This window comes from Brevibacterium sp. CCUG 69071, assembly GCF_021023135.1.
GTDB lineage: Bacteria > Actinomycetota > Actinomycetes > Actinomycetales > Brevibacteriaceae > Brevibacterium.
In genome coordinates this window covers 209,728-227,845 of record NZ_PGFV01000004.1, presented here as the reverse complement: position 1 = coordinate 227,845, position 18,118 = coordinate 209,728, and the positions used below count along the sequence as shown (strand labels likewise).

General features: G+C 60.8%; 13 protein-coding genes. 9 read left to right on the top strand and 4 right to left on the bottom strand.

Annotated elements, in window-relative coordinates; genetic code table 11:
• The first annotated feature begins 206 nt into the window (after nt 1–206).
• The 7 genes from CV023_RS12640 (at nt 207) to CV023_RS12610 (ending at nt 8,689) form a co-directional block, all read left to right on the top strand.
• A complete protein-coding gene (locus CV023_RS12640; protein WP_230746122.1) occupies nt 207–821 on the top strand; it encodes an arsenate reductase/protein-tyrosine-phosphatase family protein in 615 nt (204 codons plus the stop codon).
• Between the two features lie 80 nt (nt 822–901).
• A complete protein-coding gene (locus CV023_RS12635; RefSeq protein ID WP_284934599.1) occupies nt 902–1,504 on the top strand; it encodes a sugar transferase in 603 nt (200 codons plus the stop codon).
• Nucleotides 1,491–2,852: a lipopolysaccharide biosynthesis protein gene (locus tag CV023_RS12630; RefSeq protein WP_230746121.1), complete on the top strand. Its 1,362-nt coding sequence runs from the start codon at nt 1,491–1,493 to the stop codon at nt 2,850–2,852. Before CV023_RS12635 ends, CV023_RS12630 begins: the two co-directional genes overlap by 14 nt.
• A 4-nt stretch (nt 2,853–2,856) precedes the next feature.
• Nucleotides 2,857–4,035 (top strand): glycosyltransferase family 4 protein, encoded by a 1,179-nt coding sequence (locus CV023_RS12625; protein ID WP_230746120.1) that lies wholly within the window; start codon nt 2,857–2,859, stop codon nt 4,033–4,035.
• Between the two features lie 108 nt (nt 4,036–4,143).
• Nucleotides 4,144–5,694, top strand: a complete 1,551-nt coding sequence (locus tag CV023_RS12620; protein ID WP_230746119.1) for a polysaccharide biosynthesis tyrosine autokinase — start codon at nt 4,144–4,146, stop codon at nt 5,692–5,694.
• Between the two features lie 195 nt (nt 5,695–5,889).
• Entirely contained in the window at nt 5,890–7,476 is a 1,587-nt protein-coding gene (locus tag CV023_RS12615; protein ID WP_230746117.1) for an O-antigen polymerase, read from the top strand.
• A 154-nt stretch (nt 7,477–7,630) separates the two neighbouring features.
• Nucleotides 7,631–8,689 carry an ATP-grasp domain-containing protein gene (locus CV023_RS12610; RefSeq protein WP_230746115.1) on the top strand — a complete coding sequence of 353 codons (1,059 nt, stop codon included), beginning with the start codon at nt 7,631–7,633 and terminating at the stop codon, nt 8,687–8,689.
• A gap of 37 nt (nt 8,690–8,726) precedes the next feature.
• Here the strand turns inward: CV023_RS12610 and CV023_RS12605 are convergent, their stop codons facing one another.
• Complete coding sequence (locus tag CV023_RS12605; RefSeq protein ID WP_230746558.1) at nt 8,727–9,974, bottom strand: hypothetical protein; 1,248 nt, start codon at nt 9,972–9,974, stop codon at nt 8,727–8,729.
• A 400-nt stretch (nt 9,975–10,374) separates the two neighbouring features.
• Between CV023_RS12605 and CV023_RS12600 the strand changes: the two genes are divergently transcribed.
• Complete coding sequence (locus tag CV023_RS12600; protein WP_230746114.1) at nt 10,375–11,415, top strand: ATP-grasp domain-containing protein; 1,041 nt, start codon at nt 10,375–10,377, stop codon at nt 11,413–11,415.
• Nucleotides 11,416–11,534: 119 nt separating this feature from the next.
• On the opposite strand, the gene CV023_RS12595 is transcribed toward CV023_RS12600, so the two are convergent.
• Nucleotides 11,535–12,740: a lipid II:glycine glycyltransferase FemX gene (locus tag CV023_RS12595; protein WP_230746113.1), complete on the bottom strand. Its 1,206-nt coding sequence runs from the start codon at nt 12,738–12,740 to the stop codon at nt 11,535–11,537.
• 265 nt (nt 12,741–13,005) lie between these two features.
• Between CV023_RS12595 and CV023_RS12590 the strand changes: the two genes are divergently transcribed.
• Complete coding sequence (locus tag CV023_RS12590) at nt 13,006–15,324, top strand: helix-turn-helix domain-containing protein (RefSeq protein WP_230746112.1); 2,319 nt, start codon at nt 13,006–13,008, stop codon at nt 15,322–15,324.
• 51 nt (nt 15,325–15,375) lie between these two features.
• Here CV023_RS12590 and CV023_RS12585 read toward each other — a convergent pair whose 3' ends face one another.
• Together CV023_RS12585 and CV023_RS12580 are read right to left on the bottom strand one after the other, a co-directional pair.
• Complete coding sequence (locus CV023_RS12585; RefSeq protein ID WP_230746111.1) at nt 15,376–17,166, bottom strand: ABC transporter permease; 1,791 nt, start codon at nt 17,164–17,166, stop codon at nt 15,376–15,378.
• Nucleotides 17,163–18,050 (bottom strand): ABC transporter ATP-binding protein, encoded by an 888-nt coding sequence (locus CV023_RS12580; RefSeq protein ID WP_230746556.1) that lies wholly within the window; start codon nt 18,048–18,050, stop codon nt 17,163–17,165. Before CV023_RS12580 ends, CV023_RS12585 begins: the two co-directional genes overlap by 4 nt.
• Nucleotides 18,051–18,118: the final 68 nt, after the last annotated feature.

Sequence of the window (18,118 nt, the reverse complement as noted above, 5' to 3'; positions counted from 1 at the left end):
TAGCGTAAGACCCAGCTCGCTTCCGGACTTCGGTCACCTGGCGGGCGCCGCAGTGTCGTTCTGTGAGCTGCCGAATGGGAATCGCGTCCTTTGGCTGAGAACAGCCGCACGAATTCCACAGTCTAGGAAGGCACAGACATGGAGAGCACTGATCGGGTTGAGTCCGCGGTCGAGAATGTAAGTTGCAGGCGAACGGTCAAGAGCTGATGTCGGAAGAATTCACTGTTCTCATGGTGTGTACAGGCAATCTCTGCCGGTCACCCCTGGCGGAGCTCGTGCTTGCTCAGCGATTCGCCGACATCTGCGAGATTCGCGTTCATTCTGCCGGCACTCGTGCAGCCCTGGGCCACCGGACACCGGAAGAAGTGTGGGAGATCGCCGGCTTCATGGGGGTCATCGAAGGTCGGGCCGGACATTCTCGGCAAGTGGACGAAGATCTGCTCGGCGCTGCTGATCTCGTGCTCACAATGACACGCGATCAAAGGCGTGAGGTCGTCGAGCTCAACCCTCGAATCGTTCGCAGAACCTTCACAATACGAGAGCTTTCGAGTCTCGCGGCAGTTACCCGAGATGAGGACCTTGTGTTTGAAGGTGCACTTTCTACTGCCGACCGAGCAACCCGCCTGCGTGCTGCAGTCGAAGCTGCTGGTCGGCGTCGGAGTCGGAGGCGAAATCTCAAGCTTCCGGCGCACGACGATGTCGTGGACCCGTACGGCTGTTCTCGGGATATCTATGCACTTTCGGCCCTCCAGCTCGCCCCCGCCGTCGAAGGGGTATCGGTTCTGTTTCAAAGAGCGCTGAACCTCGGCGAGGGGGAATGATGTTGAAAGGCAAACGACCGCCGGTGGCAATGAATACGCGACGTGTGCACACATCGGACGGACGGACCTCTTATGACGATGTGAAACGCACTGCCGATATCTTCTTCAGCGTCGTCGGACTCATCTTGGCGTCACCTGTGATCGCCGGAGTAGCCTTTGTCGTCCTGGCTGTGCACGGTCGACCGGTGCTTTTCCGGCAGCCTCGGCCAGGGCTGGGTGGAAAGGTCTTCGACATTCTGAAGTTCCGGACCATGGTGGAGCCCGACGGAGAGCGTGTGACTGACGGGCAGCGCCTGACGCGACTCGGCCGGTTCCTACGAGCTTCGAGCCTCGACGAGCTCCCTTCACTGTGGAACGTTATGTGCGGTGATATGAGCTTTGTCGGTCCGCGACCATTGATTGTCGAATATCTTGATCTCTACACGCTTGAGCAGGCTCGACGGCATGAGGTTCGTCCTGGTATCACCGGGTTGGCACAGGTCAAGGGCCGCAACGATCTTGAGTGGGCAGACCGTTTCCGCATCGACGTGGAATACGTCGACGGCAGATGTCCGCGACTCGACTTCTCCATCCTTCTGCAGACGGTGCACACAGTCGTCGGTCGGCGAGGAATCAGCAAACACGGCCACGACACCATGCCGGTGTTCACTGGATGGGAGAACTCCAGTGATGTCGATCAGTGAAGGGCGGAGGGGCACGAAATTTGCCGCCGCAGTATTGGTGGCGGCCCAGATCTTGGCAGCGGGTGGCGCAGTCGCAGTCAATCTGCTGGCCGCTGTCGTGTTGACCCCAGCGGGGCGCGGAGATCTGGCTTTTGCACTGCAATTGGCCTACTTCATTTCCGTATTCGCGGTCATGGGACTTGAACGGCCCTTCATCGCTTCGCGTTCTGGAGGATTCGGCACCGAATATCGTGTCTTTGCCCGCATGGTGGCCCCCGGCACTCTTTGCGTTCTGCCCATCGCGTTCATCGCCGCCGCACTGTCACCGTTCAGTACGAGATGGATGTGGATGGGGGTGATCGCGATTGCCGCCTATGTTGCGCTCAATTCATTGGTGCATGCTCTGCGCGTCGCCTATGTCTGCAGTCGTGAGTGGAAATGGTTTGCCGTCAATGCGATCGCCACTCAGCTGATCATCGTCGTGGGGGCGGTAATGCTGGTGCTGATCGGTGCGAATGACCCGGTGGTGTGGATGTGGGCCTATGCGGTTTCCGCGGTACCGACATTGGTCCTCCTGTTTGTCGCACCCCGCCCCGCGAAGCACCTGGAGCCCACCCGCTCAGAGAAGCGAGGACTGCGCCGGCGCGGCTGGGTGCTGCTCCCATCTGAGTTCAGCAATTCAGCTATGCTCCGATCCGATCGTCTGCTTCTGCCGATCTTGAGCGGTTCGGCGGCACTCGGCCTGTATGTCACTGTTGCCACTGTTCTCGAGATGGCTACCTGGCCGGTGCAGCAGTGGGTTGACGCTTCATTGCGGAATTGGTCTCAAGGCTTTTCTTCCCATTCTTTCCCGGTGGTTCGAATAATCGCCCGAAGTGTTCTGTTGCTGGTGGCTTCTGCCACGGTACTTGCAGTCGCAGCATACGCCATGATCGTCTTTGTTCTGCCTGACTCATATAGGCCTGCGGCGGCCGCCATCATCCCACTGGCGGTTTCCGCCGTCATCTTCGGAGTGACGCGCGTCCAACAGGGCCTCCTCATCGCTGCGGATTCCCCGGGAACGGTGTCAATCGTCGAAATCATCGGCACCGTGGCTTCGCTCATCGCTTACATCACTCTGATTCCGCACTACGGCATGTTCGGCGCAGCCTACGGGTCGATCATCGGATATGCCGTCTGCGCCGCTGCCGGTGTCTTCACGCTCGCACGGGTGATCAGGCACAAAGCAAAGCAGCCGCATGCAGATGGGCCGAGTGCTGCCGAAGCCGATGGCGGTGTGGACTTGTCAGACATCGCACCGACGGCAGCAGTGCCTGCAAGAGCTGTCGTCGAGCCCGTAGACCGATATCCGGACCGGACGAGGAAGTGAAGTCATGGACGTATTGATGATCGCCCATTACACAGGCGGCGGAAGACAGCCGAACGATCGCTTCGACAGTTTGGCGAGTATTCTTGTTCGGCGCGGTGCAGACGTCGAGCTGGTTACGTCTTCGTTCCAACACGCGTTCAAGACACAACGCGACTTTTCGGTGGAACGGAATCCGTTGTACTCGACCACCTATCTGCATGAACCGCCGTATCGGAGCAACGTCTCTGCCGGGCGTTTGCGCAGCCATCGAGCCCTTGGCCGGAACCTTGCTGAATACCTGCGGCAGCGGAAGGTTCCGGACGTCATCTACTGTTCTATGCCATCTCTCGAAGTGGCGCATGCCGCAGCCGAATTCGCGGACAAGAACGATGTGAGATTCATCCTCGATGTGCAGGACCTATGGCCAGAGGCCTTTGAAATGGTATTGCGACCACGCTGGATGGTGCGCCAGGCTCTGATCCCCTTGCGAAGGCGTGCCGAGTCGATCTACCGAGCTGCGAATGCGGTGGTAACCGTCTCCGAAACATATTCGGAACGAGTGAGTTCGGCACGCAGGGACGGTTTGCCTGTCTCCACCGTGTACCTCGGGTCGGATTTGAAGCGATTCGACACCTATCCGGCTCTGCGGCCTCCACGAGCAGGAATCGCAGAACTCGCATATATCGGAACTCTGGGACACAGTTACGACTTGCCTGCGGTGTTCGGGGCTCTTCGCGAACTGAGAAAGGAAGGCATCCGCATGCGCCTGCACGTGATGGGTACGGGTCCCTTCGAAGATCGTTGGCGTAGAGAAGCAGGGGATCTGGACGAGGGCGTGGTGTTCTACGGCAAGCTCGAATACCCGGAGATGGTCTCCCGTCTGAGGGGCTGCGATATCGCCATCAATCCCATTGTTGCGAACTCGGCGGCCAGCATCATCAACAAAGTCTGCGATTATGCAGCCGCAGGACTACCTGTAGTCAACTCTCAACAGTGTGCCGAGTACCAAGATCTTCTCACCGAGTATGGAGCGGGTATCAATTGCGAATCGACTCCGGCCGCATTTGCAGAGGCCCTCAAGAAGATGGCCAATGACCGTCGACTGGCAGAACGCGGCCGGGGATCCAGACGAATGGCCGAAGATCATTTCGACCGGTCAGTGACGTACGAGCGACTCGGCGGGGTGGTCCTCGATGCGCACTGATCGTGGATGCTCACTGGGTGGACATATCCAACCATATGGGCAGTGCCGAGCACTCCTTTTTCGCACCTCTCAGTCAACCAAACACTGCCGCGCAGGAAGTGAGTGATCATGATTGTTCAGCACTATTTGACGATCCTCCGCGAACGGTGGGTCTTCGCATTGTCGACCGTCTTCGTCGTGATAGCTGCAGTTGCTGGAGTCACGGCGCTGCAGACCCCCGTGTACGAGTCGTCCGCAAACGTCTTCGTCCGTACCGATCCCGGAAATTCCGTCACCGACCGTTCGGCCGCGGCTGATTATGCCCGGCAGCAGATCGACACCTATGCGGATCTCGTCACTACTCCTATTGTGCTTGATCCCGCCATCAGATCCCTCGACTTGGATACCGACGCCGGACAGCTCGCTGACAGGGTCTCAGCAGATGTCCCCGAAGACACTCTTCTCATCTCGATCACCGCCAGAGCGGGTGGTTCCGAAGCGTCGGCGAAACTTGCGAATGCGGTGGCTGAAAGCCTGCAAGAACAGGTCGCAGATCTCGAAACCACCAGCGGAAAGGCGACAGTTCAACTGACGGTCGTTACTCCGGCCTCGGCGCCAGGAGTGCCGTCCTCGCCGAACCTCACACAGAACTTCGTGCTCGGTCTGATCGCCGCAATACTTGCGGGGATGCTGGCCGCCGTGCTCAGAGATCGGTTGGACAACAAGGTGCGCAAAGCAGATGACATTGAGCAGCTCACCGACGCTGCGGTGATCGGGACGGTCCCGCTGATAACTGCAGGAGAGAACCACGTCTTCGTTTCAGAGCATGGGTCACAGAACGTTCAGGCTGAACCATACCGGGAGCTGCGGTCGAATCTCCGCTTCCTCGAGCCGCGAGGCAGGAATCGATCGCTGCTCGTCACGTCTTCGGTGAAAGGCGAAGGAAAATCGGTGACCTCGATCAACCTCGCTTCCGCCCTCGCCCGCGGCGGGGACCGCGTCCTTCTTGTCGATGCTGACCTACGCGATCCCTCGGTGCATCGGTATCTCGGAATAGAAGGGGGCGCAGGCTTGTCGACAGTGCTGATCGGGGATACCGAGCTGAAAGACGTCGTCCAACATATGGAGCTCGCCAATCTCGCCGTTCTCGCGAGCGGGCCAATACCCCCGAACCCGGCTGAACTGCTGGACAGCGAGCAGATGACGGTATTCCTCGAAGAAGCCACTAAGCAGTACGACGCCGTTGTCTTGGACACTGCGCCAGTGCTTGCTGCGACGGACGCAATAGCGATGGCCACTCGAGTGTCTGGAACCGTCTTTGTCGCGCGCAACGGGATTGTACGTCGAACGCAGATCACTCAGGCGCTGCGAAAGATCCAACTCGTGCAGGCCCGCCTTCTCGGAATCGTGCTCAATGGGGCGCCCCGGACCACAGGCACAACATATTCGCAGAGCTACGGCAGCAGCTATGCCGCGCGTTCGACTCGGAAAGATCCCGGCACTTTGGCGAACAGCGCTGAGCCGGAGACCATCTATTCGAAGCAGCTCGCGGTCCGGCAGACGGCGGCTCGTCCAGTTTCCGACCGTGAGAACCTCTTATCAGCTTCTGACAGCTCTCTCCGTCCAGACCTGCGTCGTAAATCTGTGTTCCCCGGGGCATGGGCGATCAGCAATGACTAACCACTTGAAAAGGGACAGAACCGCACAATGTGGTGAATCGCCGAGGAAGTTCAAAAGTCCGGTTCTCCGCGCGATCGTGATTTCGGTCAGCCCCGCAGAAGGTGAATGACTGTGCCACCATCTGTCCGACCCCAGCAGAACCCGTCCGGGTCTCGGACAGGTGCCTTCCCAGACTCCACTCATTCTCCGATATCCGTGGCATCACTGACCGCAGCATGTGCGCTGATCGTCGTCACTGCTCGCATATGGTTCTCTACGGACGTCGACGCAGTCGCGTATTCAAGCGGGGTCTTCGCCGCAATTTCGTTTGCCCACGGCATGACGCTTTTCGTGATACTCGGTCGTGATCGGATCACTATGCCGGGACTGTTCATGGCATCGAGTGCAGCAATCGTCGGAATAAGCGGATTGCTCGTCATCCCAGATCCGTCTTTCATCGTCGGCCCCCACCCTGAGGCCTCCCTCAATACGGCCCTATTCTGCAGTACGCTTACGCAGATCGGGATCGGAATGCTCTGCCTGAGATCCGATACAACAGGGCGTCCGGATGAGGTGGTGCTGCCGATCCGCTGCGTACGGTGGGCCCTCGGCGCCGGAGTCGTCACCCTCACGGCCACAGTTCTTCTGGGAGATCGGCTAGGCGTGCTGTCGGACGGATTCGGGTCATCGGCAATCCTGCTCATCTGCATTGCGATTCTGCTCAGCCCGCGCGGTCTGAAGAACCCCTGGAATATCGTGACCATTGCAGGTGCACTTCTGGTGTATCCGACCGCCATCATCTCGGGGACCGGACGGCTGCGGGCCATTGCGCTCATTCTGGCTGCTGTCTACATCTTCTTCCTCCGGTACGGCCGTCAATGGCTGAAGGTCATCGGAGTCTTCGTCGCCCCGATTATTCTTGCGGTGCTAGGTGTATGGCGCAGGGAATACGAAACCTCGTTGAGCGGCGAGCACGGAAACGAGACTGGCCTCTCGTCCATGTTCGTCGGCATCGGCAACTTCGGGTCTCTGATACGCGACTTCGACCTCGGAGGCCTCCCGACTCTCGGAGCATCGCTTCTGTCACCATTGCGGGCAGCTCTGCCCGAAGGGCTTGCACCGGACTGGATGCCCGACGCTATCGGCTATCAGCTCGCTGCTCTGACTGACCCGCAGCTGTACGGATCCGGGTTCTCCACGGTAGCAACCGTCTATGGCGATCTCTGGTGGAATTTCGGAGCGCTGGGTCTGGTGATCGGGGTCCCGCTTCTCGCCGTGATGCTCGATCGCATCGACTCATGGACGATCCGCAGCTACCGACATTCGGCTCAGGGGCCACGCGACCTTCTGCTCCTGGTGTTCTTCGCCGCCCTATTGGGTGGAGTCGGTGACATTGTCTGGTCCGGCTTCCACACATGGATAGTGCGAATGTACGCACGAATTGCAGCACTTGCCGTCCTCTGGCTGGTCACTTTCTACGTTCCGCGGCGAATCATTCCTCAATTCGTCTCCTTCCAGCAGGGGGAGCAGAAGCGACTTGCTGACAGTGAAGTGTCATCCGTACAGAAGGTTCGACCTCGCAGGGCTGAAGCACCATCGGAGACAGAGACTTGGGGCGCTCGCCGGGAAGTCTGGAACCACCGCTCACTGACGACACCTGAGGACAATGCCGAGTCTGCCGAGCAGCATCGGGCAGAACGAAACCCTCGACGTCATACATCCGCATCCGCCGATTCCTTCGGCCGCCGACGCCGTCGAGCGGCCCGATATGTGAAATTCTCAACCGTCTCGGTACCGCGATGATTGTCGATCTCGGCCCGAGCTTCGCTGAAAAGAGCAATGTGTACATGCGTCGACACTTGATACGGCCTTCGTGCCCAGCCAGTACTGCCTGTTTCGGTACAGTAGTCCGAGCGGTCGGCGTGAATGTGGAAATGCGCTCGAGGGAGGATCGCGGATGAAGAACTCGAACGGGCTGAAGGTTGTCATTGCCTCTGCCGCGCACCGAGCACATTATGTGGAGTGGTTCACGACGGCCTTGCGATCTGAGGGAATCCACGGCGAAGTCATAGCGTTCGAATATCGAGATTCAGCCCCGACTCTGTCGATGGCAGACCGTGGTGTGGTGATGCCCGCATACAATTCGCCAGAATATCGCAATGAGGTATTGAGTTGGGTTCGGAGAGAATCGCCAGACCTATTTGTCTCACTCAATGACTACGAGCTTCAGGTGTTGTCCGGTGGCCTGGCAGAAGAGCTGCGCAAGAGCGGCTGCACAGTCGCAGCACTCGACGCCGATGCGCAGAAACTCGTCCTCGACAAACACCTGATGGCTGCGAGGCTGCGTGATCGAGGACTTCCTTCCCCCGCAACCTGGCTCGGCAGTGAGACTGACATGGCGCAGGCGGCGAACTCGGGAGGCGGATTCATCGTCAAACATCGTTTCGGAAGCGGATCAGACGGTCTTCGCATTGCCACTGGCGAGACTCTGCAGGAAATGGTCATCGAATCGGCGAAAACGGCACGAGACGCAGGCGGAAGAACGACAATTTGCGGCGAGGACGCCGTCATCATCCAAAACCTATTGCCTGGAACAGAGTTCGGAGTCGATGGAGTGTTCTCCCTTGACGGAACCGGCCGTTTGAATGGAGCACTTGCACGGCGCAAAGACCGGATGAGAGGCGGAGATACCGATGTCGCCACAACAGTCGCGGCGAATGGGTTCGCCCAGGCACTGGTCGAACTCGGAGACCTCCTCAAGCCGGTGGGGCCGATCGATGTCGACTTCAAAGAAGACACCGAAGGCTTACCGCAGATCATCGATATCAATCCGCGATTCGGTGGGGGGTACCCGTTCTGCCATCTCGCGGGAGCGGATGTTCCCGCCTATATAGTCCGTGAATTGGCAGGACTGGCCGACGCTCCATCGCTGTTGGACTATGAAGTCGGGGTGACAACGGCGAGAAGAGAGGAATTCTCCGTTCTCCGGGACAGCGCCGGCGAACGGCTGACATGAGCCGTCGAGGAGTATCAGGGCACTGCCTGAGGTTCAGTCATGAACCAGCTGCGACCGAGGCGGATACCGATGTCGTGGCATCGAGCCACGAGTGTCCGCTCAGATAATCGTCCACTGAGCCCCTCCGTCTCACCAATTTCAGCGAATCGTCGTTCCGGACGAAGACAGCTGGAGGGAATTCGATGAAGGAAGACTGGTAGGACATCGTGTAGGCGCCAACTCGGTAGAAGACGATCCGGTCACCTTCCGACAACTGCGGTGCGTCTTTCAAGACCGTCAGACGATCGTCCTCCATACAGGTGAAGCCACAGATCACCTGTTCGGGAATCGATTCCTCAGAAGTGGCGTCTATTCGCACCTCGAACCCCCTCTGCCTCCGAAAGAGGGGATCGATATTGGTACGACTGGCATCAGTGACAACGTACCGGTGATCTCCGACGTTTTTGACGTCGACTACCTGTGAATGGAATTCCACAGGTACTGCAATCAGCGAACCGCCAGGCTCGACGATCAATTGAGTTCGATTGATGTCGACCGTTCCCTCGAGCCCTCTGCGAATCGTCGACACATATTGGTCGAACGTCGGAGTTCCGGCAGGACTGCCGAAGAACCCGCCGCCGATATCAATCCAATCGAGGTCGAGGTCGAACTCGGAGATGAGCTCGGCGGCGAGTTCTGCCGACGCCTTATACACTCCTAAACTCTGCGTGAGCGAATTCCGATGCATATGGAGACCGGCCACCCGCACCCCCGCAGACATCAGTGTGGACATCGCTGCGCCGAGTTCACCGTTCTCCGAATTGAACCCGAAACGACTGTGCTGCCCCGACGTAGTGCTCTCCCCGGGACATCTCTCTTCGAGATTCCAATTGACACGCAAACCCACTGAAAGCGCCAGCTCGGGCTGCTCCTCTGCAAGCTCGGCGGCCCAGCTGACCTCTCGCTTTGAATCCAGGTTGACGACTGACCCCTGGGCGAGCGCTTGGCGCAATCGCTGCCGACTCTTGACCGGTCCGTTGAATACGATGCGTTCTGGGCGGTATCCCAAGGACAGCGCAAGTTCGTACTCGGCGTCCGATACCACCTCTGCCCAGACGCCTTGCGTATTCAAGAAAGACAGAAGCCAAGGCAGTGCATTCGTTTTGAAAGAGTATGACAGTACTGAATTCGGCCAATGATTCAAAAGTGCTTGACGAAACCTATTGATGAATTCTTCGAGGGTTGAAGAGTCCAGGACATAAGCCGGCGTTCGGGGCTCCTGCTGCCGGGTCCCATGCCGCGCCACTTCAATCACTCTCTTCTATATTTCAGGTCGTGTATTCAAGCAGTCTACGTACAGCAACTGGAAAGCGGGGGCGTTCCACAGATTATTGCGGAGAACCGCATGCTGCAGCCGGGCTGTCCGATGATAGAAATAGAATCAAGCTAACTCAGGCAGATCTGAATCTCAGTTTCGCAGATACTTTCTGCGTCCTGATGTATAGATCTTGTAGTTGATGAATTCGGTCTGGGCGAATCTTATCCGTACAGAATTCGATTGATGTGATCGGTGAGCGTGCCGACTCGTGTGGTCTCGTTCGCGATTGAAGCGGAAGCTGACTGCGGTCCGTGTCGACCGAAGGGGGTGCCGACTGCAGCTCCCACGTTCCAACCGGGGAGACTCAGACCAGTGCGAGGAGGACAGTGTGACAGCGAAGCCAGAGGCGATCATCATCAGCTCAGCCGGGAGGCGCCTGTATCTCATTGACTGGTTTCAGGAGGCTTTCGAAGCTCTTGGAATCGACGGGCGAGTGATCATTGCCGAAAACGATCCGACAAGCTCCTCCGCTTCCTACGGCGACGTCGGCCGGTGTCTGCCGAAATACGATGATCCAGACTACGGTCCAGAGCTGATGAGTCTGGTTGCCGAATTCGACGCCAAGATCTTCGTTTCGGCGAATGATTACGAGCTCATGCATGTCCATGTGAATAGTGGACTTGCGAACTCTCTTCGGGAGAGTGGTGTCCTGGTGCCGGGAGTATCGGCAGCATGGCAGGCCGGCTGCGCAGACAAGCTGCAGATGGCGAAAATGCTCGCCGCCATCGAGGTTCCGACACCGGCGACCGTCAGCGGCGCGGATGACCAAGGAATTGATGGGCTGAGCGCTCAGGCCGACGAGCTCGTCGTCAAACACAGATTCGGCAGTGGGTCTTCGGGCTTGAGGTTGGTCTCAGCGGATCAAGTCCGCCAGGCAGTGACAGAAGCCGCGCTTTCAGCCCCGGCGGCAGGTGGGCATCCGGGTTCCCGGGATGATGTTGTGGTGCAGCCAAAGCTCCCGGGAACTGAATACGGTGTCGACATCATCGGGAACCTCACGGACGGCGGAATGCTCAGCGGCGTGCTGGCGCGCCGCAAAGTCCGCATGAGGGCTGGAGAGACGGATAAGGCCGCGACCGTCGACCCCGCGCCCTTCGCCCGAATCTCTGAGCTGATTGCCGGGGCGTCAGATCTGACAGGGCTCATCGACGTAGACGTGTTTGTTGACGACTTCGGTGAGGCTTCCGTGATCGACATCAACCCTCGTTTCGGCGGTGGATATCCATTCGTCCACCTTGCTGGTGCAGATGTGCCTCTCTACTATCTTGCGAGGGCCTTTGGCATTGACATCGGTGAAGAGTGGTGCCGATACGGCTTTGGAGTCGTCTCCGCAAAATATGAGAGTATCCGCACCACGGGTCAGATCTGAGCGCTTGTGCGTGGGGAACGAGCGCTCCAACTATCGGCGAAATCCCACAAAGTCAGCTGCACAAGGGTTGACGAATGGGAAGCAGGCGTGACACCGGTGATGTTGAGATGAAGTCACTTTCAGATGTCAGCTTTTACGCTTCGGCGCGAATCTTCGCCGAGGCGGGCAACGAGGTCACGCACCCTTTGCGTGGCATCCGTTTGGGCCAGGTCGCGTAGCGCCAGCAGGGAAGAGAATGCGGTGTAGATTCGCGGCCGCAGCGGCAGATCCCAGACGCCGATGTATTCGTGCGCATCGGCCCCCATGCCGGCTTTGAAGTGAACCAGGCCGGCAGACGGAACATCGGGGTCCAAGGTATTTTGGACCCCGCCGATATCGAAGACTTCGACTCCGTTAGCGACGGCACGTCGAATAAGTTCCCAGTAGAGGGCATTTGACGGTCTCACCTCGGGCCTGAATGTGCTTGTTGCGGCGACTATGCCCTGTACCCTTCGGCCGATCTGCGCTGTGGCCTCAGCAGCGAGTACCTCGCCATTGTGTCTGACGATGTCAAAAGAGATTCGACCAGGGAAGTCAATAGTCAACGTTGTCAAAACTGACTCCATGTAGCTTCGAGGTTTTGCACTGAAATGGTTGCGGTCGGCTGTTTCCGCGCATATTTTGAGTACTTCATCGAGATCCGCCAATTCGCCGGCGTGGACTTGCACTCCCGCGCGCTCAGCCTTGCGGATATTCTTTCGCCAAGTCTTCGACATTCGTGACGAGACGGCCAGTTCTGAGCCGCCTTCCAGCGAAAGATGGAAATTGAATCTGGGCTGGCTGGCTTCAGCTTCCTTGTTGCCGCGGACTTCCTTCCAACCGAGTCGTGCCAATTGCCGCGCGATGTCACCTCCGACAGGATTGGTTTCGTCAGGGGTGAGATCGTCGAATCGTGCAACGTCGGGATCCGCGAGTCCTTTTTTCACAGTATCGGCATGCCAGCTTCGCAGTGTCAACGGCGGAGCAATCCTGAGGGCGAAGATGTTCTTCGCGCGCAGATGAGAAGCCAGGGCCTGCAATTGCGGAAGCGCGTCTGGGGCGGTCCAGTCGATAAGTGGGCCTTGCGGAATATATGCAAATCGCAGCCGAGTCCCAGGCAGATTCTTGTACTTGACGAGCGTTGCAGCGACCAGTGCTCCGGTACTGTCTCGGATACCCAATACCTCATAATTCCAGATCTGGCTGCGGGCGTTTCCCCATTGCGGAGTCTGCTGGTAGCTTGCGGTCTCAAAATCTTCGAGGAACCGCTGGTACTCGGCGTTTTCAAGGCTTTCAACAGTATGCATGGATTCAGAGTAGGGAGGTACGGAGGGGGCAACCCTAGATCGCGATGCAGCTTTCGTGCATCCGCACTCCAATGGCGGATGACCGCATATCGTTCCGGTTGGTCGACAAGTGCCGACGGATGACAGGCACATTGGGAGTCCGGACAGATCAGCAAGCTGCGTGCTGGTTGTCCGAATGATGACAGCCGGACGTAAGAGGGGAGCTCACGTGTACGTCGACGAGCGTGACGCGGGTGTGATCCGCCGAGGTGAAGGATGGGGGACCATGAGCTCGATCGCTGGGGGTGAGACGCGCGATCCTCGCCGCAGTCTGGACGACTTCATCGTCGAGCTCGCGTCCGCAGGCGCCGGCCCGGTCGGCACCGATCTCGGTCGTCGACTCTGGGTGGAATGTGCCGGCCGTGGACGGTTCGCAGCGTCCGTACTCCGCGCTGCGACAGCGGCCGGTGTTGCAGTGATCCCTGAATCCGAGACCTTTGCCGAATGGGTGGCGGAGATGTGCCCACCTCTATTCCTGGCACTCGGTCCCGGCGACAAGACTGCGGCGGCAGTGCTCGCTCAGCTCAGCGCTGTGTCCGAGACGACCGCGCTGCGGGCGCTGACAGCAATAGCCGACGACCTCCTCGGCGGTACCGGTTTCCACGACCCGGAGGGAGTGATCGACAGGCTTCAGGGCAGTGGAATCGTCACCCGTGTCGACGATGGAGTGCGCGGGACGCTGCTGAAAGTCCCTACTCTCATCGCGGCTAAGCTGCGCCACGATTTTGACGTCAGAACCGGAGCCGGCCCAATGGTCGCCTCGCTTCTCGAGGTGCTCGTCGAGCATATGGAATCGCCCGGGTCCGTCGAAGCCGAACTGCTCAGTGATGTGCTGCTCCTCGCTCGACACGGCGGACACTGGTCTCATCTGCTTCGGGTGTCCGAAGCAGTCGGCACACCGATGTTCCTGCTGACCCCCAGAACTGCCTGCAGCGCCTTTCGTTTCCTGCCACCGAAGGTCCGCGCGGCCTCGCCGGGCCTTGATTTCTTCGCGACACTCGCCGATAGCATCATCGCTGACACTGCCGACGCGGCCCCTGACCTGATTCGGGCTGCTGTGCTGAGATACACCGGCCCGGGGATGCTGAGGCCACGGCTGCCGGGAATCCGTGAGGACATGGACCAACTTTCCATTCGGGGACCGGCCGACGGCCCGACGGTGGCCGAGCTTGTGGGTTCGCGAGCAGCAGACCGACCGATCGACGTCATCGGGACGATCCGCACGATGATCGGACTGGCCGATGCCGGAAGTCATAGCGAGGCTGCCGAGATCGGTTTACGTGCGGCTGCGAAGACTCGCAGCGCCCGTGCACGGTCCATCGTCAGACTTCTCACCGCGATCGCTTTCCACCACTCGGCTGAACCTCGGCGCGCTCTGTCCCTACTCAATGAGATCGAGGGCCCTGCCCGATCCGGGCACGTCGACGGTGACTTCCTCCTGCCTTCGACCATCGCCTGGACTGCCCTCGTCGCGGCGGTCAGCGGTGACCACGAACGGGCCGACACGCACCTCGCGGAGTCTGGTGCGCCGTCGAGGATCGAGCGTGCAGGTTCCGAAGCGGGCTCGGGTGCTGAGCATTCGGAACCGCAGCCTGAAGTCATCATCGATGAGCTTGTCACTCCGCCGATGCGCATCGCTTCGGCTCTGCGGGCCCTCGACCGACTCGATCTCATGCGCGCAGATTCTGAACTCGCTGCACTCTCTGCCTATCCTGAGATGAGGACTCTCTGGGTCTATCTGCCTCTCATAGCCCGTATCTCTGCCATCCTGTCCGCAGAGGCAGAATCCAGTCTGCTCTTCGTCAACGACGACGCGGAACGATTCCGAGACTCCGGTGCCCTGTCCGAAGCGGAGAAGGATCTGCTCGCACTCGGTCGCAGCACAGTCTTCATCGCTCTCGGACAGCTGCGGTGGGCCGAGATCGATCGTGAACGGCTGTCCCCTGCTTGTGATGCCCGCATCGTCCTCGATGTTCGCTCGAAACTCGTCGCCGGACGAAATGACGAAGCGATCTCGTGCGCCGACACCTGGTTCTACCACCGCTCACTCAGCCCGCGTAGCCGCGCAGAGCTCGCTGCCATCAGAGCAGCCGCCAAGCTGCGCAAAGGCGACGAAGTCGCGGCGAGGAGTGATTTCACCATGGCAGTGAGCCTCTCTTCCTGGGTGAGTTCGCTGCTTCCGCTCGCGCTCCTGCCCCTGGTCGACCGCAGGCTGCTCGTCGATCTCACCGCCGACTCGCCCGTGTGGGCGGAAGCCGCGGCGGAATTCTCCGAGACCTTCGCAACGCCCGCGGAACTCACCACCCGGTTGCGCACGATCGGCCCGGTCTCCGTGGACATCGCGTCGATGCCCCAGCTCAGCGCGGGGGAGGTTCAGCTCATCGACTTCTTGGCGCGTGGACTGACCGTCGCCGAGATCGCCATTGAACTCCACCAGGTCACCGGCACTGTGAAGAACCGACTCTCTGCTCTCTACCGAAAGTTCGGAGTGTCGAACCGCGCGGAAGTGCTCAGCCGCGCCAAGTCGTTCGGCTACCTCGCCTAGCGGCGCAGCGTCGGGCTCGGCGGTTGCGGAGGTACGCGCCCCACCCCTCCCTTACGCCGTACTGAGATCCCGCCTCCGGAACCCGGCCATCCCCAGCCCGACGAACACGACTCCGGCGGCGATGAACCACAGCACCGCCTCGGCGGACAGGTCCTGGGCAGGGTATTGGCCGACATGGGAGAAGATCGAGAGGTCGAGGACCGCCTCGTCGAGCTGCAGCATCTGCCCGAACAGCGCGAGCACGGCCGAACCGGCGAAGACGATCCAACTCAGCCCCATCAGCCGCGGGACGAATCCGTACAGCAGGTAGGCGAAGCCGAGCAGGGCCCACACAGAGGCGGTCTGCGCGAGATGTCCGAGCACGGTCGGGCCGAGCGGCCCCCAGTCACCCATCGACGAAGCCGCTCCCAGCCCCTCGCCGAGACCGGCCAAGAACATCAGCCAGGCCGAACCGAGCAGTGTGACAGCAGCCCACGAACCCAGCCACCCCGGCCGCGAGACCGCGGCGGCGAGCACCGGCTCGGTGTGGAAGCTCTGTTCCTCCGCGCGCAGGCCGCCGGCCGCGATGATCGCATAGACGGCCACGATGATCGCGAAATAGAGCGCCATGTATCCGAGGTAGCCGTCGACGATGCCCGACCTCCCGCCCATGAGAGCGAGAATCTCCTCGGGCATCCCGGCCGCACCCTCGTCCATGGCGCCGGTGAACGAACCGAAGATCCCGCCCATCACGAACAGACCCAGTGACCACCACAGCAGTCCCGAACGCTGCAGTCGGAACGCGAGACCGAGCGGGCCGGTCAGGAGCGGCGAGGCATGGGCACGACCGAGACGCTCGGCCATGATCCCGGCGCCGAGGTCCCGCCTCGTCTGCAGCGTGAGCGCGAGACCGGCGAGGAGGACGAAGAGCCCGACCGGGAACAGCAGCGGCCACCAGCGGTCGAGGGTGAATGGTGCCGTCTGCTGCGCCCAGCCCAGCGGCGACAGCCACGACAGCCAATCGAGATCCCCAACCCCGGAGCCCACGGAGCTTCCCGAACCCTCGGAGCCCCCAGATCCCCCGGAGCCCCCGCCCGCCACGGCCGACATATCGCCGACTCCGCGGACGACGAAGCTGATCGCCAGCACCGCCCCGGCCATTCCCGAGGCCGCCCTGGAGAAGGCGCTGAGCTGCACGGTCACCGCGGTCACGGCGGCGAACACACAGCCGAGAACCCCGATCCCGATCGTGAACAGCAGCGTCGAGGACAGCGGCTCCGGGTCGGCCTCGGACAGCTGGAAGGCCACCGCCATGAACCCGCTGACCATGGCATTCATGAACACGCTCAGGATGAGCGCGGCGATGAGCTGGGTATGCCGCCCGGTGACGTTCGCGCGGACGAGCTCGGCCCGCCCGGACTGCTCCTCCGCGCGAGTGTGCCGCGACACCGTGAGAATCGACATCAGTGCGGCGCCGAGCATGAGGAAGACCCCGTACATGCCGACGATGAAGCGCGGAATCGTCACTTGGTCCATCCCGTACCCCGGCCCTGTGATGAGCGCCATGACGGGATTCTTCGCGAAGACCGTCATCGCCTGCAGTGATTCGGAGTCCATCACCACGGCGATCGCGTTCGCGAAATAGGCCGTGAGAGCGCTCAGACCGAGCACCCACAGCGGCAGCCACAGGCGATCCCGACGCAGCATGAATCGCAGCATCGTGTCCAGCCCCGTCAGACTCCCCGCGCCGAGGCGGCCCCGGGGTTCGCGTTCGTGCTTGCCGTGGTGCCCGGGCAGCCGGGCAGGCGCCTGCCGGGCGCTGCGTCCGGAGTGCGGGCCGTCGGCTCGAGCCAGGAGATTCATGACCACGCCTCGGTCTCAGGGCGGCTGCCGTAGTGGCGCAGCAGGATCTGCTCGAGCGTCGGGGGAGTGGCGGTCAGCGACTCGATGTCATTCTCGCCGAGCGCCCGTATGATCGAAGGAAGCTGCGCGGTCTCGGCGCTGAAGTGCAGCTGCGGCCCCTCCCGCACGAGATCGTGGACCCCGGGCATCGTCGTCAGCGCCGGAATGTCCCGGTCGATCTGCACGGTGATCGTCGTCCGCGACAGATGCCGCAGCTCCGAGAGCGTCCCGGACTCGACGATGCGCCCGGCCCGGATGATCGAAACCCGGTCCGCCAGAGCCTCGACCTGGGCGAGGATGTGGCTGGAGAGCAGCACCGTGCGACCGGCCGCCTTGGCTTCGCGGATGCACTCCTGGAACACGGCCTCCATGAGCGGATCGAGGCCTGCCGTCGGCTCGTCGAGGAGGAGCAGTTCGATATCGGAGGCCAGCGCCGAGATCAGCGCCACCTTCTGCCGGTTGCCCTTCGAATAGGTGCGCCCCTTCTTCCGCGGGTCGAGGTCGAAGCGCTCGAGCAGTTCGTCCCGCTTGGCCGTGTCGACCCCGCCGCGCAGCCTCGCGAACAGGTCGATCGCCTCGCCACCGGTCAGTCCCGGCCACAGCTCCACATCGCCGGGCACATAGGCCAGACGCCGATGCAGGGCGACGGCGCGGGCCCAGGGATCCTCGCCGAGGAGGCGTATGCGTCCCGCATCGTGGCGCAGGATTCCCAGCAGGATCCGGATCGTCGTCGACTTGCCCGCCCCGTTGGGGCCGAGGAAGCCGTGGACCTCCCCGCGGGCGACCTCGAGGTCGAGGCCGTCGAGAGCGCGGACCTTCCCATAGGACTTGCCGACCTGGCGCATGGAGATCGCCGAGGCGGTCGAACGGGGGCCGCTCGACGTCGAGGTGTGCGCGGTGTCGGCGCCCTCCG

Bases quoted from the DNA above. Each gene is read 5' to 3' on its own strand.
- CV023_RS12640 (WP_230746122.1), top strand. From the start codon at position 207: ATGTCGGAAGAATTCACTGTTCTCATGGTGTGTACAGGCAATCTCTGC.
- CV023_RS12630 (WP_230746121.1), top strand. From the start codon at position 1,491: ATGTCGATCAGTGAAGGGCGGAGGGGCACGAAATTTGCCGCCGCAGTA.
- CV023_RS12625 (WP_230746120.1), top strand. From the start codon at position 2,857: ATGGACGTATTGATGATCGCCCATTACACAGGCGGCGGAAGACAGCCG.
- CV023_RS12620 (WP_230746119.1), top strand. From the start codon at position 4,144: ATGATTGTTCAGCACTATTTGACGATCCTCCGCGAACGGTGGGTCTTC.
- CV023_RS12610 (WP_230746115.1), top strand. From the start codon at position 7,631: ATGAAGAACTCGAACGGGCTGAAGGTTGTCATTGCCTCTGCCGCGCAC.
- CV023_RS12595 (WP_230746113.1), bottom strand. From the start codon at position 12,740: ATGCATACTGTTGAAAGCCTTGAAAACGCCGAGTACCAGCGGTTCCTC.
- CV023_RS12590 (WP_230746112.1), top strand. From the start codon at position 13,006: ATGAGCTCGATCGCTGGGGGTGAGACGCGCGATCCTCGCCGCAGTCTG.
- CV023_RS12585 (WP_230746111.1), bottom strand. From the start codon at position 17,166: ATGAATCTCCTGGCTCGAGCCGACGGCCCGCACTCCGGACGCAGCGCC.
- CV023_RS12580 (WP_230746556.1), bottom strand. From the start codon at position 18,050: ATGCGCCAGGTCGGCAAGTCCTATGGGAAGGTCCGCGCTCTCGACGGC.